This window comes from Kocuria palustris (assembly GCF_007666205.1).
GTDB classification, from domain to species: Bacteria; Actinomycetota; Actinomycetes; order Actinomycetales; family Micrococcaceae; genus Kocuria; species Kocuria palustris_A.
The window spans coordinates 119,447-143,063 of record NZ_VDOR01000005.1 but is presented as its reverse complement, the minus strand read 5'-3'; the positions used below and the strand labels follow the sequence as shown (position 1 = coordinate 143,063).

Annotated in this window: 19 protein-coding genes; 10 read left to right on the top strand and 9 right to left on the bottom strand. The window is 73.4% G+C overall.

Translation table 11 applies throughout. The features are described 5' to 3' along the window. The first annotated feature begins 58 nt into the window (after positions 1–58). On the top strand, positions 59–2,470 hold the full coding sequence (locus FSY66_RS07230) for an ATP-binding cassette domain-containing protein (RefSeq protein ID WP_144792886.1): 2,412 nt from the start codon (positions 59–61) through the stop codon (positions 2,468–2,470). A 47-nt stretch (positions 2,471–2,517) separates the two neighbouring features. Here the strand turns inward: FSY66_RS07230 and FSY66_RS07225 are convergent, their stop codons facing one another. After that, complete coding sequence (locus tag FSY66_RS07225) at positions 2,518–3,240, bottom strand: DNA-3-methyladenine glycosylase I (RefSeq protein ID WP_144792883.1); 723 nt, start codon at positions 3,238–3,240, stop codon at positions 2,518–2,520. Between the two features lie 133 nt (positions 3,241–3,373). After that, positions 3,374–4,735 carry a YhgE/Pip domain-containing protein gene (locus FSY66_RS07220; RefSeq protein WP_144792880.1) on the bottom strand — a complete coding sequence of 454 codons (1,362 nt, stop codon included), beginning with the start codon at positions 4,733–4,735 and terminating at the stop codon, positions 3,374–3,376. Between the two features lie 111 nt (positions 4,736–4,846). On the opposite strand from FSY66_RS07220, the gene FSY66_RS07215 reads away from it, so the two are divergent. The 5 genes from FSY66_RS07215 (at position 4,847) to FSY66_RS07195 (ending at position 8,374) form a co-directional block, all read left to right on the top strand. Further along, complete coding sequence (locus FSY66_RS07215; protein WP_144792877.1) at positions 4,847–5,488, top strand: TetR/AcrR family transcriptional regulator; 642 nt, start codon at positions 4,847–4,849, stop codon at positions 5,486–5,488. A 139-nt stretch (positions 5,489–5,627) separates the two neighbouring features. Continuing rightward, positions 5,628–6,086, top strand: coding sequence for an FHA domain-containing protein (locus tag FSY66_RS07210; RefSeq protein ID WP_144792874.1), 459 nt, complete (start codon positions 5,628–5,630; stop codon positions 6,084–6,086). 61 nt (positions 6,087–6,147) lie between these two features. Continuing rightward, positions 6,148–6,948 (top strand): transcriptional regulator FtsR, encoded by an 801-nt coding sequence (gene ftsR, locus FSY66_RS07205; protein WP_186304489.1) that lies wholly within the window; start codon positions 6,148–6,150, stop codon positions 6,946–6,948. 66 nt (positions 6,949–7,014) lie between these two features. Continuing rightward, the gene (locus tag FSY66_RS07200) at positions 7,015–7,533 is read left to right on the top strand and encodes a bifunctional nuclease family protein (RefSeq protein ID WP_144792975.1); all 519 of its coding nucleotides are present in this window, start codon (positions 7,015–7,017) and stop codon (positions 7,531–7,533) included. A gap of 274 nt (positions 7,534–7,807) precedes the next feature. Then, positions 7,808–8,374, top strand: a complete 567-nt coding sequence (locus FSY66_RS07195) for a MerR family transcriptional regulator (RefSeq protein ID WP_186304493.1) — start codon at positions 7,808–7,810, stop codon at positions 8,372–8,374. A gap of 267 nt (positions 8,375–8,641) precedes the next feature. Here FSY66_RS07195 and FSY66_RS07190 read toward each other — a convergent pair whose 3' ends face one another. Next, positions 8,642–9,454: a ParA family protein gene (locus tag FSY66_RS07190; RefSeq protein ID WP_144792867.1), complete on the bottom strand. Its 813-nt coding sequence runs from the start codon at positions 9,452–9,454 to the stop codon at positions 8,642–8,644. Positions 9,455–9,642: 188 nt separating this feature from the next. Between FSY66_RS07190 and FSY66_RS07185 the strand changes: the two genes are divergently transcribed. Then, positions 9,643–11,097, top strand: a complete 1,455-nt coding sequence (locus FSY66_RS07185) for a mycothione reductase (RefSeq protein ID WP_144792864.1) — start codon at positions 9,643–9,645, stop codon at positions 11,095–11,097. A 254-nt stretch (positions 11,098–11,351) separates the two neighbouring features. Here FSY66_RS07185 and FSY66_RS07180 read toward each other — a convergent pair whose 3' ends face one another. The 3 genes from FSY66_RS07180 to FSY66_RS07170 form a co-directional block, all read right to left on the bottom strand. Beyond that, positions 11,352–12,761 carry an MFS transporter gene (locus FSY66_RS07180; protein WP_144792861.1) on the bottom strand — a complete coding sequence of 470 codons (1,410 nt, stop codon included), beginning with the start codon at positions 12,759–12,761 and terminating at the stop codon, positions 11,352–11,354. Between the two features lie 41 nt (positions 12,762–12,802). Beyond that, a complete protein-coding gene (locus FSY66_RS07175; RefSeq protein WP_144792858.1) occupies positions 12,803–14,875 on the bottom strand; it encodes an AMP-dependent synthetase/ligase in 2,073 nt (690 codons plus the stop codon). A gap of 125 nt (positions 14,876–15,000) precedes the next feature. Next, the gene (locus FSY66_RS07170; RefSeq protein WP_144792855.1) at positions 15,001–15,387 is read right to left on the bottom strand and encodes a hypothetical protein; all 387 of its coding nucleotides are present in this window, start codon (positions 15,385–15,387) and stop codon (positions 15,001–15,003) included. Positions 15,388–15,672: 285 nt separating this feature from the next. Here FSY66_RS07170 and FSY66_RS07165 point away from each other — a divergent pair, with 285 nt between their 5' ends. Continuing rightward, the gene (locus FSY66_RS07165) at positions 15,673–16,392 is read left to right on the top strand and encodes a lysophospholipid acyltransferase family protein (RefSeq protein WP_144792850.1); all 720 of its coding nucleotides are present in this window, start codon (positions 15,673–15,675) and stop codon (positions 16,390–16,392) included. A gap of 213 nt (positions 16,393–16,605) precedes the next feature. Next, entirely contained in the window at positions 16,606–18,006 is a 1,401-nt protein-coding gene (locus FSY66_RS07160; RefSeq protein WP_186304488.1) for a class II 3-deoxy-7-phosphoheptulonate synthase, read from the top strand. Positions 18,007–18,102: 96 nt separating this feature from the next. On the opposite strand, the gene FSY66_RS07155 is transcribed toward FSY66_RS07160, so the two are convergent. Both FSY66_RS07155 and FSY66_RS07150 read right to left on the bottom strand, forming a co-directional pair. After that, entirely contained in the window at positions 18,103–20,541 is a 2,439-nt protein-coding gene (locus FSY66_RS07155; protein ID WP_144792847.1) for a Stk1 family PASTA domain-containing Ser/Thr kinase, read from the bottom strand. A gap of 81 nt (positions 20,542–20,622) precedes the next feature. After that, a complete protein-coding gene (locus tag FSY66_RS07150; RefSeq protein ID WP_144792844.1) occupies positions 20,623–21,819 on the bottom strand; it encodes a LysM peptidoglycan-binding domain-containing protein in 1,197 nt (398 codons plus the stop codon). A gap of 131 nt (positions 21,820–21,950) precedes the next feature. Between FSY66_RS07150 and FSY66_RS07145 the strand changes: the two genes are divergently transcribed. Then, positions 21,951–22,349, top strand: a complete 399-nt coding sequence (locus FSY66_RS07145) for an Rv2175c family DNA-binding protein (protein WP_144792841.1) — start codon at positions 21,951–21,953, stop codon at positions 22,347–22,349. A 12-nt stretch (positions 22,350–22,361) separates the two neighbouring features. Here FSY66_RS07145 and FSY66_RS07140 read toward each other — a convergent pair whose 3' ends face one another. Continuing rightward, a complete protein-coding gene (locus tag FSY66_RS07140; protein ID WP_144792838.1) occupies positions 22,362–23,498 on the bottom strand; it encodes a polyprenyl synthetase family protein in 1,137 nt (378 codons plus the stop codon). Positions 23,499–23,617: the final 119 nt, after the last annotated feature.

Here is a 23,617-nt window from a genome sequence, read left to right as displayed (position 1 = left end):
CAACCGGGCCCGGGCGGTCCTCCGGCATCCTCCCGGCCGCCTTCCGTAGGGTGCTGCCATGAGCCAGCCCGCGCCGTCCACCGCCGCAGCCGATGCCGCAGCCGCCGCCTCCGCCGATCGCGCCCACGAGGTCATCCGCGTGTCCGGGGCGCGGCAGAACAACCTGCGCGATGTCACGATCGAGATCCCCAAGCGACGGCTGACGGTGTTCACCGGGGTGTCCGGATCGGGCAAGTCCTCGCTCGTGTTCTCGACCGTCGCCGCCGAGTCGCAGCGGCTGATCAACGAGACCTACAGCTCCTTCGTGCAGGGCTTCATGCCCTCGACGGCCCGCCCCGAGGTCGACGTCCTGGAGGGGCTGACCGCCGCGATCGTCGTGGACCAGGAGCGCATGGGCTCGAACCCGCGCTCGACGGTGGGCACGGCCACGGACGCCCATGCGGTGCTGCGGATCCTGTTCTCCCGCTTCGGGCAGCCCCACATCGGCCCGCCCCCGGCGTTCTCGTTCAACACCCCGTCTGTCACGGCCCGGGGCTCGATCACCGTGGCCCGGGGCCGGCAGCAGAAGCAGGTCAGCTCGTTCACGCGCACCGGAGGGATGTGCCCGCAGTGCGAGGGGCGCGGCACGGTCTCCGACCTGGACCCGCACGAGCTCTACGACCCGGACAAGTCCCTCGAGGACGAGGGCGCGATCCGCGTCCCGGGCTACAAGGCCGGCGGATGGTCGGTGCGCTACTACGCGGAGTCCGGCTTCCTGGATCCCGCCAAGCGGATCGGGGACTACTCGGAGCAGGAGCTGCACGACTTCCTGCACCACGAGCCGGAGCGCATCAGCTTCCGGGGCATCAACACGACCTACGAGGGGCTCATCCCCAAGATCCGCTCGTCGATGCTCGCCAAGGACCGCGAGTCCATGCAGCCCCACATCCGGGAGTTCGTGGACCGGGCCGTGACCTTCGCGCAGTGCCCGCAGTGCCGGGGCACGCGCCTGAGCCGGGAGGCCCTGTCCTCGACGATCGACGGGATGAGCATCGCGGATCTGTGCGCGCTGCAGATCACCGAGCTCGCCGACTGGGTCCGCACCCGCGACCTGCCCTCGGCCGCGCCCCTGCTCGGGTCCCTGCAGCGGATCCTGGACTCGTTCATCGACATCGGCCTGGGCTACCTGTCCCTGGAACGGCCCACCGGGACGCTGTCCGGGGGAGAGTCCCAGCGCACCAAGATGATCCGCCATCTGGGCTCGGCCCTCTCGGACGTCACCTACGTCTTCGACGAGCCCACGACCGGTCTGCACCCGCACGACATCGAGCGGATGAACCGGCTGCTGCTCGGGCTGCGCGACAAGGGCAACACCGTGCTCGTCGTCGAGCACAAGCCCGAGGTCATGCGCATCGCGGATCATGTCGTCGACCTCGGGCCCGGCGCCGGCGCCGACGGCGGCGAGATCACGTTCCAGGGCTCCTACGACGAGCTGCGGCGCTCGCAGACGCCCACGGGCCGCCACGTCGAGTACCGGGCCCGGCTCAAGGACGAGGTGCGGCAGCGGACGGGGGCCCTGGAGATCCGCGGCGCCCGGGAGCACAACCTGCGGGACGTCGACGTCGACATCCCGCTGGGCGTGCTGACCGTCATCACGGGCGTGGCCGGATCCGGGAAGTCCTCGCTGATCCACGGCTGCCTGCCGCCCTCGGCGGTGCGGGAGCACGGCGTGGTGAGCATCGACCAGGCCCCGATCAAGGGCTCGCGCCGGTCGAACCCGGCGACGTGCACCGGGATGCTCGAGCCGATCCGCAGGGCCTTCGCCAAGGCCAACGGCGTGAAGCCGTCGCTGTTCTCCGCCAATTCGGAAGGGGCCTGCCCGCAGTGCGGAGGGGCGGGCGTCACCTACCCGGACCTGTCCGTCATGGCCTCTGCCGCCGCGACGTGCGAGCTCTGCGAGGGACGGCGCTATGACGCCGCCGTGCTCGAGCACACCTTCGGCGGCCGGGACATCTCGGAGGTCCTCGAGATGTCCGTCGCCCAGGCCGAGGAGCTCTTCGGCAGCGGGGACACGCGCATCCCGGCCGCGCACCGGATCCTGCAGCGCCTGGCCGACGTCGGGCTCGGCTACCTGCGCCTGGGCCAGCCGCTGAGCACGCTCTCCGGCGGCGAGCGACAGCGGATCAAGCTGGCGACGCATCTGGGGGACAAGGGCGGGGTCATCGTCCTCGACGAGCCGACGACCGGGCTGCACCTGGCCGACGTGGAGGCCATGCTGGCGATGCTGGACCGGCTCGTGGACTCGGGGCGCAGCGTGATCGTGGTCGAGCACCACCAGGCCGTCATGGCCCACGCCGACTGGCTCGTGGATCTCGGCCCCGGGGCGGGATCCGAGGGCGGGCGCGTCGTCTTCGAGGGGACGCCCGCGCAGCTCGTGGCGGACGGCTCGACGCTCACCGGCAGGCACCTGGCGGACTACGTCGGCGCCTGAGCGCCGTCCCCGGGCGGATCGGCACCGGGCCGCCCGAGCACCGCGCCTCAGGCCGGCCAGATCCCGGAGCTGCCGCGGCGGTGGGAGCCCATGAGGTGCAGGTCGACCATCCCGACCGCGGACATCAGCGCGTACATGGTCGTGGGCCCCACGAAGACGAAGCCCTCGGCCTTGAGCGCCCGCGACATCGCGGCCGACTCCGCGGAGCGCGCGGGCAGCTCGGACATGCTGCGCGGCTGCGGCGTGGACTCGGGCTGGAAGGACCACAGCAGCGCGGCCAGCCCGCCCTTGTCGCGCAGCGCGACGGCGGCCCGCGCGTTCGTGATCGTGGCCCGGATCTTGGCGCGGTTGCGCACGATGCCGGCGTCCTGGAGGAGGCGGGCCTCGTCGCGGTCGTCGAAGGCCGCCACGGCGTCGGGATCGAAGTCGGCGAAGGCGGCCCGGAAGGCCGGGCGCTTGCGCAGGATCGTGGCCCAGGACAGCCCGGACTGGAAGGCCTCGAGGCTCAGGCGCTCGAAGAGCCCCTGCTCGTCGCGGACCGGCATGCCCCACTCGGTGTCGTAGTACTCCTGCAGCAGCGGGTCCGTCGCGGCCCACGCCGGACGCAGCAGCCCGTCCGCACCGCGCACCAGCCCGTCCTCTCGGGGGCCTGCTCCGGGCTCGTCGTGCGCCCGGTCGGGCGCACCGCGCGCCCGATCGTCGTGCCCGCCGTCCGCACGGGCTCGTGCGGGATCCGTCGAGGCGCTGTCGGCGGGTCTCGGCTCGGCCATCGGGGTCCCTCGCGATCTGACGGAGCGGGCGGCGTCCCGCGGTGCCGGTCGATCCTACGTCCCCGCGCGACGGCGCCCCGGCGATCCGCGGGCGGTGGGCGGATCGCCGGGGCGCAGGGGCCTGCCTGGAGGCTCAGGCGGCCGCGTGCTTACCGGATCCCCGGACGATGCCGCGGCGGCCGGTGAGCCGGTCCCACAGGGCGCCGACGACGAGGGCCAGGACGGTGAACACGACCAGGATCACCGCGAGACCGGCGATGCCCTGGCCCATGCCGGCATCCATCTGGGCGTCGAAGAACAGGATGTCGCGCGTGCACAGCCACAGGTAGTGCAGCGGCTCCCACTTGGCCAGACCCGCGAAGAACGGGGGCAGCGCCTCCTGCGGGGACACCGCCCCGGCCGAGGGCAGGCCCATGAACACGAGGTAGAACATGGCGAAGAGCATCCCGGCGCTGCCCAGCATGGTGATCATCGACAGCGTCGTGACGCCGATGGCCGCGATGCCCAGCCAGGTCGTCAGGTAGAGCAGGCCGCCGTGCGGCATGGGCAGGTCCACGATGGCGCCCGCGAGCATCATGACCCCGGCGGCGCCTGCGCCGCCGAGCACGACGAGCCCCGCCTTGAGCGCGAACGTCGCAGGACGGGAGAGACCGGCCGGGCGGTAGCGATCCAGCTTGGGGCCCATCTCCCACGGGGTGACGCCCAGGAGGCCGTCGACCAGGGTGGACACGGCCACGGAGCCGGAGAGCCCGACCACGAGCGCCACGATCGCCCAGTAGAACGGGGCCATGCCGAGCGCCGTGCCCGAGGGCAGCTCCTCCCACTCGCGCTGCTCCTCCACGACCGGATCCTGGAGCACCGACTCGGCCACCGGGGTCAGGGTGGGCGCGGGGCGATCGGCCTCCTCGAGCTGGCGGATCTGCTCCTGGGCCGCCGGCAGCAGCTGCTCGCCGACGCCGGAGGAAGCGCCCTCGACCGCCGGATCCATCACGCCGGTGGCCAGACGAGAGGTCATGGACCCGGCCTGCGGGGAGGTCACGATGTCGATCACCGGCTGGGTTCCCTCGCCGTCCCCGCCCAGGGAGGAGCTGACCAGGGCCACCGAGCGCTCGCTGAAGTCGGACGGGATCACGATCGCGCCGTAGGCATCGCCGCTGCTCAGCGCATCGTCCGCCTCGTCCCGGGACATCGCGCGAAAGTCGACCTCGTCGTTGTCCTCGCCCTCCTCCACGATGCCGTCGGCGACCTCCTGGCCCATCTGCACCTCGGTCGGGGAGCCGCCGGGCGACGGCATCTCCGCGCCCTCGTCCTCGTTGACCACGGCGACCGGGAACTCCCGAAGGTGGTCGGTGGGCGCGCCGAGCCCGCCCAGGTAGAGCAGGATCCCCAGGAAGCCGATCCCGACGACCACGGCCGGCGGCAGGAGCCACCGGAGGGTGCGCGGCAGCGGGCGGCGATAGGGCGGGCGCGAGTCGCGGGACAGGGCGGATGACATGGCAGGCTCCGGGAGACGGGGTCGGAAGGCAGTTCAATACAGATATGTATTGATTTCCAATCTTCCAGAGTACACTCGGAATCCGACCGACAGGGAACGGAAGGACGTGAGATGCGCGACGAGACGCACCGGGGCGACGAAGGCACCGCCAAGAGGTCGCGGGCCGAGACCCGCCGCCGCCTGATCGAGGCGTCTCCGCGCGTCTTCGTGGAGAAGGGCATCGGGGGCGCCAGCGTCGCGCAGCTGTGCTCGGCGGCCGGGTTCACCCGGGGGGCCTTCTACAGCAACTTCTCGACCAAGGAGGAGCTCGCGGCGGCGATCTACGTCGATCACGTGGATCAGCTCGTCGAGCTGCTCTTGCACCGCGTGGTCGAGCAGCTCGACGCCGGGGAGGCCTACGAGCGGGTCGTCGCCGGTGCGGTCGACGCCATCGCCGGCGTCTCGGGCGATGCCACGTGGCGGCTCTTCCGCCTCGAGATGCATCTGGCCGCCCACCGCAGCGACGAGATGCGCCGGCTCGTCGACGAGCAGTACGAGCGCCTGCTCCAGGCCGCGGAGCAGGCGCTCGGTCACGCCCAGCAGCACGGGATCGAGCTGAAGCTGCCGGCCGCGGAGCTCGCGCAGCTCTTCGTCGCCGTGCGCGACGGCGAGGAGATGCGCCTCGAGCAGGGGCCCGGCAGCAGCCTCCTGCGGACCGTGTGGGATGCCTTCGCCGTCCTGCCGGAGAGGGAGCGGAGCACTCCGCGGGCATGACTAGACTGTCCGGTGATCATCAGCACTGTCCGGTGGGCCGGAGGGCTGAGGGGATCGCGCCCGGCGCGCGGACCGCGCGCCGACCCGGGGCCGGTCCGCAGCCCGACGATCACGACGTCGACCCAGGAGCACGGAAGCCATGAGCACCCCGTCCGAGAGCAGCGCCCCCGCCGCGGGCCCGGAGACCACGTCCATCCAGGTCGTCACGGACACCCTGTCGCGGGCCGCCAACCGCCGCCTGACCGCCGAGGAGCAGGCGGCCGTCGAGGCGCTGCCCCCGCGCACGGCCATCCTCGTCGAGACCGTGGAGAACGGGGCGCGCGCCTCGCGCTTCCTGCTCGACACCGACGAGGTCTCGGCGGGCCGCCACCCCAGCTCCGACATCTTCCTGGACGACGTCACGGTCTCGCGCAAGCACGTCGGCTTCCTGCGCCGCGAGGGCGGCTACGAGCTCGTCGACTCCGGGTCCCTCAACGGCACCTACGTCAACAACGACCGGGTGGACTCCGTCCAGCTCACGAGCGGCGACGAGGTCCGCATCGGCAAGTTCACGTTCGTCTACTACAGCTCCGCGCAGCGCGGCGGACTGGGCGCCTGAGGTCGAGAGCGATCCCGCACCGTCCACGGACCGCGCCGCGGCAGCGCCAGGGGAGGCCTGCGTGAGCGATCAGCACGGGGCCGAGCAGCCGGCCCGGCGCATCAGCATCGGGCCCCTGCTGCGGCTGCTGGAGCCCGACTTCCCGGGGATCACGGCCTCCAAGATCCGCTTCCTCGAGGATCAGGGGCTCGTGCACCCCGAGCGCACGCCGGCCGGGTACCGCAAGTACGCCGCCGAGGACCTGGAGCGCCTGCGCGCCGTCCTGCGGCTGCAGCGCGAGCACTACATGCCGCTCAAGGTGATCCGCGAGCTCGCCGAGGCCGGGCGGCTCATGGACTTCCAGGAGCCCGGGGGGTCCGCCCGCGACGCCGCTGCCGCGCAGCCGTCGTCGGAGGCCGCGGAGCAGCCCGATCACGGGACGGCAGCATCGAGCGACGGCCGCACGGGCCCGGCGGCCGGCTCCGAGGACGGGCCCATGAGCCTGCGGGAGCTGTGCCGCCGCTCGGGGGCCGGGATGCCCCTGGTGCGCGAGCTGCTCAGCTTCGGGCTGCTCCAGGACGGGCCGGGGCGCTTCGACGGGCACGACGTCGTCGTGGCCTCCGCCGCCCGGGAGCTGCATGCCTTCGGCGTCGAGCCCCGGCACCTGCGCACCCTCAAGCAGGCCGCCGACCGGGAGATCGGGCTCGTCGAGCAGGCGGTCGCCACCGAGGCCACCCGCCGCACCAGGGAGTCGTCGCGCCGTGCCGCGCAGCGCGCCGAGGAGATCTCCCGCCTGTGCCTGAGCCTGCATGCCTCGCTCGTGTCGAGCCGGCTGCAGGAGCTGCAGCGCGGGATCGCGCCCGAGGAGTCCCCGGGCGGCTGAGCGCTCGCGGCCCGAGTGCCCGAGCACGAACGATCGGAGGACAGCGTGTCCCAGAAGGACCACCTCATGGAGATCGAGGGCGTGCGCATGGACGTGCCGTCCTCGCAGCCCGTCGTGGTGCTGCGCGAGGCCGACGGGAGCCGCTACCTGCCGATCTGGGTCGGCAGCAGCGAGGCCACCTCGATCGTCTTCGCCGTGCAGGGCCTGGAACCGCCCCGGCCGCTGACCCACGACCTGCTGCTGAGCGTGGCGTCGTCGTTCGGGCGCACCCTCGAACGGGTCCGCGTGCACCTGGTCGAGGACACCGTGTTCCACGCCTCCCTCGTGTTCGACGACGGGACCGTGGTCGATTCGCGGGCCTCCGACGCCATCGCCCTGGCCGTGCGCGTGGACTGCCCCGTGCTGTGCGCGGACTCGGTGCTCGAGACGGCCGGGCTGATCATGACCGCCGACGGGGAGCTGCGCGACCCCGCGGATGCTCCTGCGGAGCGCGCCGAGCCGGCCTCGGCGGAGGAGGCGGACCAGGAGGTCCGCGAGTTCCGCGATTTCCTCGACACCGTCGATCCCGAGGATTTCCAGGGCTGACGGGTAGACTCGAGGGCACAGCATCCGGACGCGCCGCGCACGCGGGCCCGGCGACACGACCGGCTTCCGAGCCCGGGGTCTTTGATCGGGCCTCACGACGCGTCTAACGTCGTCTCATCGGTCCGGCCCCGTCGGATCGGACCCGCGTCGCCTCCGGCAGCTCCCGAGGACGGCACCCGAAGCACAGGAACGGAGGACGCGCGTGAAGAGCATCGATCACGTGGAGTTCCCGTCCTCGGGATGCTCCGACGAGGACCCCGCCGAGGATCCGACCCTGCCGATCTTCACCTCGCTGACCGGCGGCACCCAGGGCGTGCTCTTCGACGACGAGCGGCAGGTCCTCGACGACACCGTCGGGTACCGCGGCGCCACCGCCTGCAAGGTCGCCGGCATCACCTACCGCCAGCTCGACTACTGGGCGCGCACCGAGCTCGTCGAGCCCACGGTCCGCAGCGCCAAGGGCTCCGGCACGCAGCGCCTCTACAGCTTCCGCGACATCGTGGTGCTCAAGATCGTCAAGCGCCTCCTGGACACCGGGGTCTCCCTCCAGCAGATCCGCTCCGCCGTCCGCGCCCTGCACGAGCGCGGCGTGGAGGACCTGGCCCGGCTCACGCTGATGAGCGACGGCGCCTCCGTGTACGAGTGCACCTCCCAGGAGGAGGTCATCGACCTCGTCCAGGGCGGGCAGGGCGTCTTCGGCATCGCCGTCGGGCGCGTGTGGCGCGAGGTCGAGGGCTCCCTGGCCGGCATGCCCCCGGCCAACGGCACCGGCGAGGCCGGGGAGTTCCCCGGCGACGAGCTCTCGGCCCGTCGTGCCCGCCGCCAGCAGAACGTCAGCTGACCGCGAGCGGCCGCTTCCTCACCTCACCTGTCGCGAGCGGCCGACTTCTCACCGATTCAGCGTCGAATCAGTGAGGAATCGGCCACTCGCGCGCAGGAAGGGTGCGCAACGGTGAGGAATCGGCCACTGGCGGGGCGGAAGCTCGCAACGGTGGGGAATCGGCCGCTCGCGGGGGGGGGGGCGAGAACCGAGAGGTGCGCGCAGGGCTGGGGCGTCGGAGCTCGGGCGGGGTGAAGAGCGCCTCACCGGCCACGGCGACGACGGCGGTCAGTCGAGGAGACCGCGCAGGATCGTCGTGAATCGGCCCGCCATGTCTGCGGCCTGAGCCCCGGGCCAGCGGTGGATCGGCCACGCGGCGCCCTGCGCGCGGTGCCAGACGGCTCGGTCCGGGATGACCTGCTCGACCAGCAGCGGGCCGAACAGCTCCTGCAGCTCCCGGACGCGGTGCTGATGCTCGGCGTCGTCCTCGACGACCTTGTCGACGACCACGGAGGCGGAGGGGACCGCGCGCTTCGAGCTGGCCTCGAACTGGCCGATCGCGGTCATGGTGCGCTGTGCGCCGGCCACGGAGAACAGCGACGGCTCGGCGACCGTGAGCACCTTGTCCGAGGCGGCCCAGGCCATGCGGGTGAGGGCGCTCAGGTTCGGCGGGCAGTCGACGAGCACAAGGTCGTAGTCGGGATCGAGCCCGTCCAGCGCTCGCGAGAGCCTGTCGAGGTCCTTGCCGCGGAAGGTCGAGCGGTCCAGGCGGGAGGAGGTCGACGACCCCGGCAGAACGTCGAGGCGGGGAGCGCCCTCAGCGCCTCCGGCATCACGCTGCGCCGCGCGCTCGCGCTCGATCCACGCCGAGGGCACCACGGCCCTCCGCGCGGCCGATCGGGCGACGCGTCCGTCGAGGACCGAGCCGACGTCGGCCCCGGCCCGAGCCTCGGCACCCAGGCCGGTCGTCGCATCGGCGTGGGGGTCCATATCGACCACGAGGGCGCGGTGACCGTCGTGCATGGCCGCCGAGGCCAGCCCCAGGGCCACAGAGGTCTTGCCGACGCCGCCCTTGAGGCTCGAGACGCTCACGATCTGCACAGTGGGATCCTCCGAAGTCGACGCACCCGCAGCAGGGGGGCTCAGCACGAGCACGGGCGGATTCATCGTACCCAGCGACCGGCCTGCGACCCGCCGTCGACCCGGCGCCGACGGTCCGCCGGCCCGGCCGCGGCCGGCGGCCGATGGGCCCGGCAGGGCGGTCCGACCCCGAGGCTACAGTGAGGCCCATGCAACGCTTCGACATCATCATCATCGGCTCCGGGTCCGGGAACACGATCCTCTCCGACGACTACGCCGACAAGGACATCGCGCTGATCGACGGCGGCATCTTCGGCGGCACCTGCATCAACGTCGGCTGCATCCCCACCAAGATGTACGTCTATCCGGCGGAGGTCGCGCAGTCGGCCCGCGAAGCCGAGCGGCTGGGCGTCAGCGCCGCGGTCCAGGACGTGCGCTGGCGCGAGCTCCGGGACCGGATCTTCGGTCGGATCGACGCGATCTCCGAGGGCGGGCTGGCCTATCGGCAGTCGCTCGAGAACGTGACGGTGTACCAGGAGTTCGCCCGGTTCACCGGCCCGCGGACACTGACGACCGCCTCGGGCGAAGAGCTCACCGCGGACCAGATCGTGATCGCCTCGGGCTCGCACGTGACGACCCCGGGCGTGCCCGGGGAGGATCTCCCGCAGGTCCACACCTCCGACACCGTGATGAGAGTGGATGAGCTGCCGCAGCGCGTCGTCGTGGTCGGCGGCGGGTTCATCGCCGCCGAGTTCGCGCACATCTTCCACGGCCTGGGCTCCTCGGTCGTGCAGCTCAACCGCTCGGGGCGCCTGCTGCGCGAGCACGATGCCGAGATCGTCGAGCGCTTCACGGCCTCCGCGGCCGAGCAGTGGGATCTCGTCCTGCACCAGGGGATCGACGCCATCGTCGACAACGGCGACGGCACCGTCACCGTCCGATCCCTCGCCAGCGGCGACGGATCCGCTCCGGCCGGCGAGGTCCGCGAGGACGTCGCCGACGTCGTCCTGCTGGCCACGGGGCGCCGCCCGGCGACGGATCTCCTGGATCCGGCCGCCGGTGGGCTCGGGGTCGACGAGCGCACGCAGCTGCTGCGGGTCGACGAGCACCAGCGCGTCCTCTCGCCCGAGGGCGAGGTCGTCGACGGCGTCTGGGCGCTGGGGGACATCTGCAGCCCGCGGCAGCTCAAGCACGTCGCCAACCACGAGGCGCGGGTCGTCGCGCACAACCTGCTGCATCCGGAGGCGCTGCTGCGCTCGGACCACCGCTTCATCCCCTCCGCCGTCTTCACGCACCTGCAGATCGCCTCGGTCGGCCTGACGGAGGATGAGGCCCGCCGCTGGGCCGCCGAGCACGGGACCGAGATCGCGGTCAAGAGCCAGGAGTTCGGCGACGTCGCCTACGGCTGGGCCATGGAGGAGCGCGTGGGGCTGTGCAAGCTGATCGCCGACCGCTCCACCGGGCAGCTGCTCGGGGCGCACCTGATCGGGGAGAGCTCCTCGTCGCTGATCCAGCCGCTGATCCAGGCCATGAGCTTCGGGCTCGACGTCTCCTCGATGGCTCGCGGCCAGTACTGGATCCACCCCGCCCTGGCCGAGGTCGTGGAGAACGCGCTGCTGGGCCTCGACGTCGAGGTCGACGACGCTCGCGCCCTCGAGCACTGAGGCGACGCCGCGGCACTGCACTCCCCGTGGGTTGCGCGAGCGGCCGATTCCTCACCGTTTCGACCCGCCCTTCCCCGCGAGCGGCCGATTCCTCACTGATTCCGAGCTGAAACGGTGAGCTTTCGGCCGCTCGGGGGATATGGGGTGAGGAATCGGCCGGTCGCGGGATATGGGGTGGGGAATCGGCCGCTCGACGACCACGGCGCGGCGCGGCGGGAGCAGGAGCGGGAACCGCGGAGGGGCGGGGAGCAGGCTCAGGCCGCGCCGGGCTGACGCAGGGAGCGTGCGGCGAACAGGGCGGCGATGCCGGCGATCGGCACCACCAGCAGCGCCAGCCGCAGCCCCACGACGTCCGAGACCGCTCCCACGAACGGCGAGAGCGTCAGGAACGCCCCGCGCATCAGCCAGCTCACGACGGCCAGCCCGGTGCCGGGCTTCAGCCCGGGCACGAGGTCGGCGGCGTGGTAGGCAGAGGGCACGAGCGTCGCCGAGCCGAAGCCCGCCAGGAAGAAGCCGGCCACTGCGACGACGGGCGCGGGAGCCGTCACCACGAGACCGATCCCCAGGGCGATCACGAACGCGCCGAGCCGGGCCATCAGCACGTGGCCGAGGCGGTCGACGAGCCGATCCCCGGCCAGCCGGCCGAGGAACTGCGCCGTCATGAGCGCGACGAGCCCGAGCCCGGCCATGGTCGCGGTCGCCTCGAGCACCTGGCGCAGGTAGAGGGCGGACCAGTTCTGCCCGAGATCCTCGATCATCACGCCGGTGATCGCCACGAGGGAGATCAGCAGCAGCGACGCGAGGGCCGCCCGCACCGGCCGGCCTCCGGAGGATCCGGCAGCCGCGGACGAACGCCCCGCCGACGCGTCCCGGGGCTGCGAGGGCATGTCGGCGCCGACCGCAGCGTCCTGACCGGCCGCCGCGGCGACTCCCGGGGCGTCCTGCTCCGCCTGCCCCGGCAGGTCGAGCGCGGGGTCCGCCGACGGCGCCCCGGCCGTGGGCCCGTCGGCGGCGACCTGCCGCGCGGCGGCGGCCTCGCCCGCGGACAGGACCCTGGTCCCGGCGAAGACCGCCACGAGCGAGAAGAGCAGTCCGCTCGCGGCGAGATGACCGGCCAGCGGCACCTGCAGGGCGAGCGCGGCGGTGCCCATCAGACCGCCGATCACCGAGCCCAGGCTCCACAGGGCGTGCATGGAGTTCAGGATCGACCGGCCCATGCCGCGCTGGACGTCGAGGGCCTGCGCGTTCTGCGCCGTGTCGGTCACGGCGTCGAGCATTCCCGCGAGCATCAGCGGGACGACGTAGGCCAGCAGGACCGCCGGCCCGCCGCCGAGGCCTCCGGAGATCCCGGCCAGCATGATCATGACCGCGATCGCGATGGAGCCGAGCACGGCGGTGCGCCCGGAGCCCCAGCGCCGGATGATCGGAGCCGGAGCGGTGCCCGCCAGCAGCGAGCCCAGCGGGAAGGCGATCACCACGAATCCGTAGGCCGTGTTCGACAGCTCGAACGCGTCCTTGATCTCCGGGAGCCGGGGCAGGAGGTTCGCGAAGACCGCCCCGTTGACCAGGAACAGCAGCGCGGCGCCCAGGCGGCCGCGGCGCAGCCGCTGCGGCCCGAGCGCAGGACCCGGCGAGCCGGACGGGGAAGGGGCGGACGACGGCATCGGGTCAGCGTAGCCGCAGGTCGGCTCGTCCGCCCAGACGCTCAGCCCCGCTCGTCCGGGCGACGGCCGGCCGGGCCGTCGTGCGGCCCCTGGCGCAGCTCCCGCAGCCGCTCGAGGGAGGCCTCCGAGGACTCGCGCAGCCGCTCCATCGACGACTCCGAGGACTCGCGCAGCCGCTCGCGCAGCGCCTGGAACTCCTCGCGCAGCTGGGCCGCCCGCTCCTTGGACATCTCCTGGCGCGGGGGCGGCGCAGGCCGGGAGTAGATCTCCTCGATGACCTCGGCGTAGTCGCGCAGGATCACCTGGCGCTTGAGCTTGAGCGACGGGGTCAGATGCCCCGACTCGGGGGTGAAGTCCACGGGCAGGATCTGGAAGGCGCTGATGCCCTCCGCCTTGGAGACGCGCCGGTTCGCGTAGTCCACGAGCTCCTGGACGCGCTCGACGACCCTCGGATGCTCGGCGGCCTCGGCCACCGACATGGACGGATCCAGCCCGAGGTTCTCGAGCCGGTGCGGCAGCAGCTCCGGATCCAGGGTGATGAGCGCGGCGATGAACTTGCGGCCGTCGCCGAGCACCATGCACTGGCTGACCATGGCCGAGGCCCGGATGGGCGTCTCGAGGACGTCGGGGATCACGTTCTTGCCCCCTGCGGTCACGATGATCTCCTTCTTGCGCCCCGTGATGCGCAGCATCCCGCGCTCGTCGAAGGCGCCGAGGTCGCCCGTGGCGAACCAGCCGTCCCGCAGCGCCTCCTGGCTGAGATCGGGGCGGCCGTGGTACCGCGCCAGCACATGCGGACCGCGCACCTCGACCTCCCCGTCGTCGGCCAGCCTGATCTCGTGACCCGGCAGCGGCCGTCCCACGGTGCCCAGCGCCTCGGTCAGGGGGGTGTTGGCCGCCACCGGAGCCGTGGTCTCGGTCAGCCCGTAGCCCTCGACGACGAAGATCCCCATGCCGTTGAGCGCGTGGGCCAGCGACTCGCCCAGGGCGGCGCCGCCCGAGATCGCCCACCGGACCCGCCCGCCCATGGCCTCGCGCAGCGGGGCGTACACGAGCCGATCCCACAGCCGGTGCCGCAGCCGCAGGGCGGCAGGGACGGAGCCCTGCTGCCGCCGGCGCGAGAGCTGCTCGGCGTCGGCCAGGGCCCTGCGGAAGATCGCGGACTTCACCCGGCCGCCGTCCTCGGCCTTGAGGCGCGCCGTCGTCACGATCTTCTCGAAGACGCGGGGGACGGCCAGCAGGAACGTGGGCCGCACCCGCTGCAGATCCTTCATGAGCGTCTTGACGTTCGGCGTGTGGGCCAGCGTCACGCCGCCGAACAGGGCGACGACCTCGACCATGCGGGCGAACACGTGGGCCAGGGGCAGGAAGAGCACCGTCCGGGAGCCGGGCCGGATGACCTCCGGGAGATACGGGCGCACGTTCTCGCACAGGAACACGAAGTTCCGGTGCGTCAGCTCGCAGCCCTTCGGCGGGCCGGTGGTCCCGGAGGTGTAGACGATCGTGGCCGTGTCGTCGAGCCCCGTGCGGACCCGGCGGCGCTCGACCTCCTGGTCCGACACGCCCGCGCCGTCGGCGATCAGCTGATCCAGGCCGCGGCCCGTCCCGTCCAGGCGCCAGATGCGCTCGGCGGCCTCGAGCCGACCGGGCAGCTCCGGCGCGTCGTCGAAGCCGTGGAGCCGGCCGGCCGCCAGATCGGCGGCCGCCTCCCGGACGGCGTCCTCGAGCCGCTCGTCCTCGACGAACACCGCCCGGGCCCCGGAATCACCCAGGTTCCAGGCGATCTGATCGGCCGAGGAGGAGTCGTAGACGGGCACGGAGACCGCGCCGATCCACCAGATCGCGAAATCGACCAGCGTCCACTCGTACCGGGTGCGCGAGAGGATCCCCACGCGGTCGCCGGGCTCGATCCCTGCCCCGATCAGGCCCTTGGCGACCGCCGCGACCTCGTCCCGGAAGGCCCGGGCCGTCACCTCCGCCGTCTGCGCGTCCCGGGCGTCGAGGCGCTCGTAGAGCACCGGGTTCTGCGGGGACCCCGCGTGCTGGACGAGGAAGTCGGTGATCCGCTGCGCCTGAAGATCGGTCACGAGCGGCGCTTCGGCTGCAATGGTCACGGAGGTCCTCCTGGGGCGGCGGCTTCGGCCGGATGAGCGGGGGTGGAGGGTGCGCGGCAGGTCCGATCTGCTCGGAGCTGACGGGGCGCTGCGCCGTGAGCCGACGACGCAGGGCCGTGGCCAGCCTAGACCCGGGCCCCGTCGTCGTCGTCGCCGCGCTGCTCGGGCAGCGCCTGGAACAGCGAGACGAGGCTGCCGAGGACGAGCGCCAGACCCGGGAACCACAGCCACCACGGCAGCCCCTCCAGGAGGAAGCCCAGCACCAGCAGCACCGCCGACACGCCCAGCAGCACGCCCCAGGCCATGAGCGTGCCCGGTCGCATCCCGGCCGTCACGTCGCCCGGGTCCTCCGGCTCCCAGTCGTCCTCGGCCTCCGGATCCGCCGCGAGCTCGCGATCGGCGGCGGGCTCGGGGGCCGTCGGCTCGTCGTCGTCCCGGAGGCGGCGCACGATGTCGTCCCAGGCCCGGGCCTCGTCGTCGGGGTCGCGCTCGGGCCCGCCGGCGGAGCTCACGCGCCGCGCCGCCGCACGCGGAGCATGCCGTGCAGGCGCATGCCGGGGATGTCGCACAGGAGCGCCCGGGAGATCCGGGGCGGGAGGGATGCGGCGGTCATGTCGTCATCATCTCATCTTCGTCCGCGGCAGGCCGGTGCGGTGAGCGATGTGCGCCCTCGGCCGTGCGACAATCTCCGCGCGGCGAGGGCCGAGGGCCCCCGAAACCCAGCGTGCCGCGGCGATTCAGCGAAGTCCCAGCAACGACGCCCGACCTCTTGCCGGGCCGGAGGAGAGCACCCAGCCATGGTCTACATGTTCCTGAAGGACTGGTTCGTGAAGCCGCTGCTCGAGGCGGTGTTCCGTCCCGAGGTGGAGGGCGCGCAGCACGTCCCGAGCACCGGGCCGGCGATCCTGGCCAGCAATCATCTCTCGGCCTCGGACCACCTCTTCATGCCGATCGCCGTGCAGCGGCAGATCTTCTTCCTGGCCAAGTCGGAGTACTTCGCGGGCGGCAGCCTGAAGGGCCGCGCCGTCGCCGCGTTCTTCCGTGCGATCAACCAGATCCCCATGGACCGCTCCAGGGGGCGCAAGTCCACGGCCTCCCTCTCGGCCGGCGGCCGCAAGCTGGCCGAGGGCGAGCTGCTCGGCATCTACCCCGAGGGCACGCGCTCGCACGACGGCCGCCTCTACCGCGGCAAGATCGGCGTGGCCCGCCTCGTGATGGAGACCGGGGCGCCCGTGGTCCCCATCGCCATGATCAACACCGACATCGCGCAGCCGCGGGGCACCCGGTTCCCAGCCCCGTGGCGGCTGAAGGGCCGGAAGGTCCGCACGATCTTCGGCGAGCCCCTCGACTTCTCGGAGTACCGGGGCCGCACCGGCGACCGCGTCGCCGCCCGCGAGATCACCGACCGCATCATGGAGTCGATCCAGCGGCTGTCCCGGCAGGAGTACGTGGACGCCTACGCCGCCGACGTCCGCCGCGGTCTGCAGGACCGGGCCTCGGAGGCGCCCGCCCGCTGAGAGGCGCCCGCCCGCTGAGCCGAGGTCCGAGGGCCTGCATCGTCCCGGTCGGAGCCCGAGGCGGGGGAATGGCCGCCCCTGCGATAGCGTTGCCCCGATGCCGCAGCCGTCGGGCGCGCCCCGCGATGCCCGACGTCCGCCGTCGTGCGCCGCGCGGGCCCGCCCGCCGCGGAAGGCATCATCCGACCTGAGGAAGAACGAGGGACGATCACCGTGACCCAGCCGCTGTCCGCCGACCAGCCCACCCCCTTCAAGCCCGGCCCCAGGCCGAGCGCGCAGGACTATCAGGGCCTGGATCGCTGGCGCGAGCTCCAGGCTGATCAGCAGCCGGACTGGGCGCAGCACCCGGCGTTCGAGGAGACCATGCGCGAGCTCGAGGGGGTGCCGCCGCTGGTCTTCGCGGGGGAGGTCGACACCCTCAAGCGCCGGCTGGCCGAGGTCGCGGAGGGCCGGGCCTTCCTGCTGCAGGGCGGCGACTGCGCCGAGACATTCGAGGGCGCGACGGCCGACCGCATCTCCGGGCGCGTCAAGACGCTGCTCCAGATGGCCGCGGTGCTCACCTACGGCGCCTCGATGCCCGTGGTCAAGATGGGCAGGATGGCGGGGCAGTTCTCCAAGCCGCGCTCGTCCGACGACGAGACCCGCGGGGACGTCACGCTGCCGAGCTTCCGCGGAGAGATGGTCAACGGCTTCGACTTCACCCCGGAGTCGCGGGCGCACGATCCGCAGCGCATGCTGCGCGGCTACCACACGTCGGCCTCGACGCTGAACCTCATCCGCGCCTTCACCGGCGGCGGCTTCGCCGATCTGCGCCACGTCCACTCGTGGAACATGGGCTTCGCCGCCAACCCGGCCCACGCCCGCTACGAGAAGCTGGCCAAGGAGATCGACCGCGCGGTGAAGTTCATGGCCGCGTGCGGCGCCGACTTCGACGCGCTGAGCACCACGGAGCTGTTCACCGGCCACGAGGCCCTGCTGCTGGACTACGAGCGCGCCCTGACCCGCATCGACTCCCGCACGCACCTGCCGTACGGCACCTCGGCGCACTTCCTGTGGATCGGGGAGCGCACCCGCGGGATCGACGACGCCCACGTGGACCTGCTCTCGCGCGTGCAGAACCCGATCGGCGTGAAGCTCGGGCCCAAGACCACCGGCGAGGACGCCCTGCGCCTGATCGACAAGCTCGACCCGCAGCGCGAGCCCGGCCGCCTGACGTTCATCACCCGCATGGGCGCCAAGAACATCAGGGAGAGCCTGCCTCCGGTCGTCCAGGCGGTCGAGGACTCGGGTGCCAAGGTCGTGTGGGTCACCGATCCCATGCACGGCAACACGGTCTCGACCCCCTCGGGCTTCAAGACCCGCAACTTCGACGACGTGGTCGACGAGATCAGCGGCTTCTTCGAGGTGCACCGGGCCATCGGCTCGCACCCCGGCGGCATCCACGTGGAGATGACCGGCGACGACGTGGCCGAGTGCCTGGGCGGCTCCGACACGATCGAGGAGGCCCACTTCGCCGATCGCTACGAGTCGCTGTGCGACCCGCGGCTGAACCACATGCAGTCGCTCGAGGTGGCCTTCCTGGTGGCCGGCCACCTCTCGGGCGACCGCGTCTGAGCCGGCTGCCGATCGACGCGCGGCCTTCGGACCCGACGCAGGGCCGAAGGCCGCATCCGTCGGCGCCGCGCTCCGCGCGGGACGCGCTCGTCGGCCTCAGATGACCCGCAGCGTGATCGTGGTGCCGTCCTGGTCCTGCGACACCACCCGGTTCAGGTTCCCGCCGGCGACCTCCTCGACCTCCACCGTGAACCCGAGCTCCTCGAGCTCGCCGCGGGCGTCGTCGGCATCGCGTCCGACCACGCGGGGCACGTCCTCGGGCTGCGGCCCGATCGAGACGATCAGGTCGATGCTGGTGCCCTCGGCCACGCGGGATCCCGGGGCGGGGGAGGCGGAGACGACGGTGCCCTCGTCGGCCTCGTCGAACTGCTCGCTCACGGAGCCCACGCTCAGCCCGGCGTCGGTGAGCTGCGTCTGCGCCTCCGACTGCGCGAGGCCCTCGACCGAGGGGATCTCGACCTGCTCCGGGCCGGTCGACACGCTCAGGACGATCTGCTCGCCGACCCGCGCCTCGCTGCCGGCGTCCGGCGTCGTCCCGATGACGGAGCCCTCGGGGACCTCGGTGCTCGACTCCTCGTGCACCGCGACGTTGGAGAACCCCTCCGTCTCGACGGCCGACCGGGCGACCTCCTGGCTCGTGCCCGCGACCTCGGGGACGACGGCGGTGCGGAAGCTGCCCGAGCCGAGGATCCACCCCAGGAACCCGGCCAGCGCCGTGAGCAGCACGGCCAGGGCCAGGGCGACGGCGATCCGCAGCGGGCTGTGGCGCTGCAGGCGCACCGTCGGCTTCGACGGGTCGACGGGCGCCGACTCCTGCAGCCCCGAGCGCGTGTCCTGCTCGATGGTGTCCCCGTCGCGGCCGTCCGCCTCGGCGGCATCGTCGAAGGCCGCGAGGCGCTCGAGGCCGCGGCTCTCGCGGCGGGCCTCCGGATCGACGGAGGCGCCGAGGCGGTCGCCGCCTGCCGCGTCGCCGCCGAGCGCATGCACGGCCGTCGAGCCGGAGCGGCCGGCCGTCGCGGCGGCCCCGGCGGCCGCGGCCCCTGCGCCGGCCCCCGTGCCGGCGGCCGCTGCCCGTCCCAGCGGGGGCAGCACGGAGGTGCGGCTCGCATCGTCCTCCTCGTCCCACCCGCTGCGCAGATCCGGCAGCGCCTCGGTGCGATCGTCGTCGACGGCGCCGTGCCGACCGGGCAGCGCCTCGGTGCGCGCCTCGTCCTCGGACGGCGGGCGCGGGCCGGCGCCGCCCAGGCCGCTGAGCACCGTGGTGCGCGCGGTGTCGTGATCCCCCGGGGCCTCGCCGCGCGCGGTCGCACCGGCCGCCGCCCCGGCGCCCGTGCCGAGCCCGAAGCCCGCGCCGCCGACGCCGGGGCCTGAGGCCTCGCGCCCGAGCTCCCGGCCGGGGGGCCGGTGCCCGGCAGGATCCGCCGACGGGTCCGCGTCCTCGTCCGAGGACGCGTCCGCCCGCGTGCTGCCGGAGTGCGATGCGGTCTCCAGGCCGTCGCGGCCCGTCAGGGGAACGCTGAGGACCTGAGTGATCGGCGGCTCGTCGTCGGCACCGCGGCCGACCGCCGGCAGATCGATCGGGCCGGTGGCCGGCGCGGTGCGCGGCAGGATGGTCGCGCCCGGATCCTCGCGCTGCGGCGCCGCGGGTCCCGGGCCCTGCTCCCACCCGCCGGGGACATGATCCAGGGCGTCCGGATCGAGCTCGCGACGCAGCCGCCCGATCATCGCGGCGATCTCGGCGCCGTCGGAGGGGCGCTGCGCGGGGTCCTTGGCGGTCCACGCCGAGACGGCCTCGGCGAGGCGGAGGTCGATGCCGGGGACGGCCTCGAGCAGCGAGGGCACCGGCTTCTCCGCGTGGGCGCGGGCGATCGCCCACGGGCTGCCATCGAACGGGCGACGACCGGTGAGCATCTCCCAGGCCATGACGCCCAGCGAGTAGAGGTCGGAGCGGGCGTCGAGGGACTGCTCGGTCACGAGCTCGGGGGCCGCGTAGGCCACGGTGCCCAGCACCGCCCCGGAGGCGGTGTGCTGCCCGGCGGCGCGCGAGAGCCCGAAGTCAGCCACCTTCACGGTTCCGTCGGGGCGCATGAGGACGTTCTCCGGCTTGATGTCGCGGTGGATCAGCCCGGCGCCGTGCGCGGCCCCGAGCCCGGAGGCCACGGCGGCCAGGATGGTCAGCGCCTCGCCCGGGCGCAGGAACCGCTTGCGCCGAAGGACGTCGCGCAGGGTGCCGCCCTCGACGTACTCCATGACCAGGAAGACGAGCCCGTCGTCGGTGCGGCCCTGGTCCAGGACGGCCACCACCGCGGGGTGCGACAGCCGTGCGGCGGCGCGGGCCTCGCGGGCGAAGCGGTCGACGAACGACGGATCCTCGGTGAGGTGGGGGTGCATGATCTTGACCGCGACGGTGCGGTCCAGGCGCTCGTCGACGGCCCGGTGCACGCCGGCGGTCCCGCCGCGCGCCAGGCGGGGGCCGATGGTGTAGCGGCCCTCGAGGACGGTGCCGGTCAGGTGGTCGTCAACTGGCTTCTGCACGGGGCCCACAGTAGGGGAGGGCGCTGGGCCGATCCTGGACGAGGTGCGACGGCGTCGTGCGGATGACGGCGCGTCCTCGGATCAGCGGGCGTGCTCCCAGCCGCCGATCCGCTCCTTGACGCCGCGGACGTAGGACTTGGTGTCGTCGTACATGCCGTACTCCTCGACGCCGAAGGCCCCCTGGTAGTAGGAGGCGATCCCCACCTCGAGGCTCGGGGCGGCCCGCTGGTTCTCCCGGATGATCGCGACCCCGGCCGTCACGTTGTCCTGGGGATCGAGCAGATCCAGGTCGCGGCCCACGAGCTCGGAGGCCCAAGCTCCCGATGACGGCAGGACCTGCATGGTGCCCACGGCATCGGCGGGGGACACGCTGCGGTGCACGAAGCCCGACTCCTGCTCGGCATGGGCCAGTGCGAGCGCGGGGTCCACGCCCATCTCCTGCGCCGTCAGCCGCACCATGCGCTGCATCTGCTCCGCCGACGGCGACGGGCGCTCGTGCAGCTGCGCCAGGTGGCGCTGGGCGGAGGCCCGGGTCCCGTCGTCGTGCTCCGGACCCTGCGCACCGTCGTCCGACGGCTCCGCATCGGCCCCGGCGCGAGCGGGCGCGGCGTCGGCGGCCCCGGCGTCCGCGTCGTCGGCGGTCGTCGGCGCAGCCTCGTGCGCGGGGCTGTCCTGCGGGCCCGGCGCGGCAGGGATCTCGAGCATGCGGCCGACCCCCAGAGGCGCCGCGATGTCCAGGTCATTGGCCTCGACGAGCTGCTGGACCGTGATCCCGTGGCGCTGGGACAGCGACCAGAGGGAGTCGCCCGGGGCCGTCCGGTGCTGCGAGGCCGCAGGCGCGGGGCCGGGCCGGTGCGCGGGATCGACCACGCGCGCAGCCTCGTCGCCGGGGCCGGGATCGTGCCCGGCCTCGACCTCGGGGTCGCGCAGCCGCAGGGTGTCGCCGGGGGAGACCGCGGCGTCGCCGGAGAGCTCGTTCCACTCCATCAGGTCGTCGACCGACAGCCCGTGGGCCGTGGCGACCGACCACAGGCTGTCCCCGGGCTGGACGATCCGGGTGGAGCCCTCGAGACCGTCGGGGTCCGTGCTCGGCGACGGCGCCTGCTCCTGGTCGACGGCGTGGGCGCCGGTCGTGCCGGAGGCGCCGAACACGGCCAGCGCGGCCAGGGCCGCGGCGGAGCGCCGGGCGCGGCCGGCGTCCCGCGAGCCGTCGCGGGCGGGCTCCTGGCTCCGGGAGCCCGGATCCTGGGAGCTGGGACCCTCGGGGGTGTGCTGCATGGTGGGATGACCTCGAGCTGGGGGAGACGCGGTCCGGGGGAAGTGCGGACCGCCGCTGCCTGAAGATTACCCGGAAGGCGCAGCCGGGCCCGGTGGCGCCGCGCGGCGGCGGTTCGTGGCACGCTGGTGGGGTGAAGAAGTCTGAGACGAGCACAGCAGCGCCCACGCCCGAGCAGTTCGAGGCCCTCGACGCCCTGGTCGGCGAGTGGACCACGTTCCCGGACGTCGCCGAGTCCCTGGGCGTCATCGTGACCAGGGTCCACTCGATGGCCGAGGACGGGACCCTCGTGGCCTTCCGCGACCCCCGCGACGGCGTGCGCCGCATCCCCGCGGCGTTCCTGGTCGACGGCAGGCCGCTGGACTCCCTGCGCGGGACCATGAGCGTCCTGCGCGACAACCGCTACACGGACCTCGAGGCGGTGACATGGCTGTTCACCGAGGACGAATCGCTGCCCGGGCGGCCCATCGACCTCCTGCGCAGCGGGCGCAAGACGGAGATCCGCCGGCGGGCCCAGACCCTCGACTGGTGAGGCCCGCCCGGCTCAGCGGGCGCGGCGGATGAGGGCGTCGGCCATGTGCTGCAGGCCGGCACCGGCGACGGGCTCGGCAGGCAGGGCCTCCAGGGCCTGCGCCACGCGGGTCGAGAGCTCCTCGACCGTGCGCTCGGTGGCCTCGAGGGCCCCGCTGCGGCGCAGGGCGCGGCGCAGCCGCTCGACGTCGTCCTCCGTGAGGTCCTGATCGCCCAGGGCGCCGGCCACGAGCGCGGCGTCCTCGTCCTCGGCATCGCGCAGGTGCTGGCCGATCAGCACGGTCCGCTTGCCCTCGCGCAGGTCGTCGCCGGCGGGCTTGCCCGTGGTCGCGGGGTCGCCGAAGACGCCCAGCACGTCGTCGCGGATCTGGAAGGCCTCGCCGAGCGGCAGGGCGAAGTCCCGGCAGGACTGCACGAACCCCGACGACGCCCCCGCCAGCAGCGCCCCCAGGGCGGCGGGGTGCTCGGCGGAGTACTTGGCCGACTTGTAGCGCAGCACCTGGAAGGCCCGCTCGATGGCCTTCTCCGGGGGCAGGTCGGCCGCGGCCACCTCGGCGTGGAGGTCGAGGTACTGCCCGAGCATCACCTCGGTGCGCATGGCCGTGAAGTCCGCGGCGGCGCCGTCGGGGTGACCGGCGAGCTCGACCGCCTCCGCGAAGAGCTGCTCCGACCAGGTCAGGGCGAGGTCGCCGGTGAGCACGGCCGCCGAGGCGCCGAAGTGCCCGGCATCCTGGCTCCAGCCGCTGGCCCGGTGGCGCTCGGCGAACATGACGTGCACCGCGGGCATGCCGCGGCGCGTGGCCGAGCGGTCGATGATGTCGTCGTGGATGAGGGCGGCGGTCTGGAAGAGCTCCAGGCCCGCGCCGGCCAGCCGGGGGATGCGGGAGTCGGCCGCGCCGCCGGCTGCGCGCCACGTCCAGTAGAGCAGCAGCGCCCGCGTGCGCTTGCCGCCCTCGGACAGCCGGGCGATGGCCTCGACCACGGGGCCGGCGGCCTCGGAGATCCCCGCGGCGATCGCCCGCTGGTCCTCGAACCACCCCTGCAGGACGGCGTCGAACTCGGCGCGGAAGGCCTCGGCCTCCGCGGCGGCGATGCGCTGCTGCGGGGCGGTCGAGGTGTCGGAGGCGGGTGGGAGGCTGGACTCGGACAAGGGGCTCCTGGCGGTCTCGGATCGGCAGCGGCGGTCATGGTGCCGCGACCCCAGGGTAGCGCCGCATCCGGCGGCGGCCGGGCGCCGGCGGCGGCCTCCGGACGGCGCCCACAGACCCC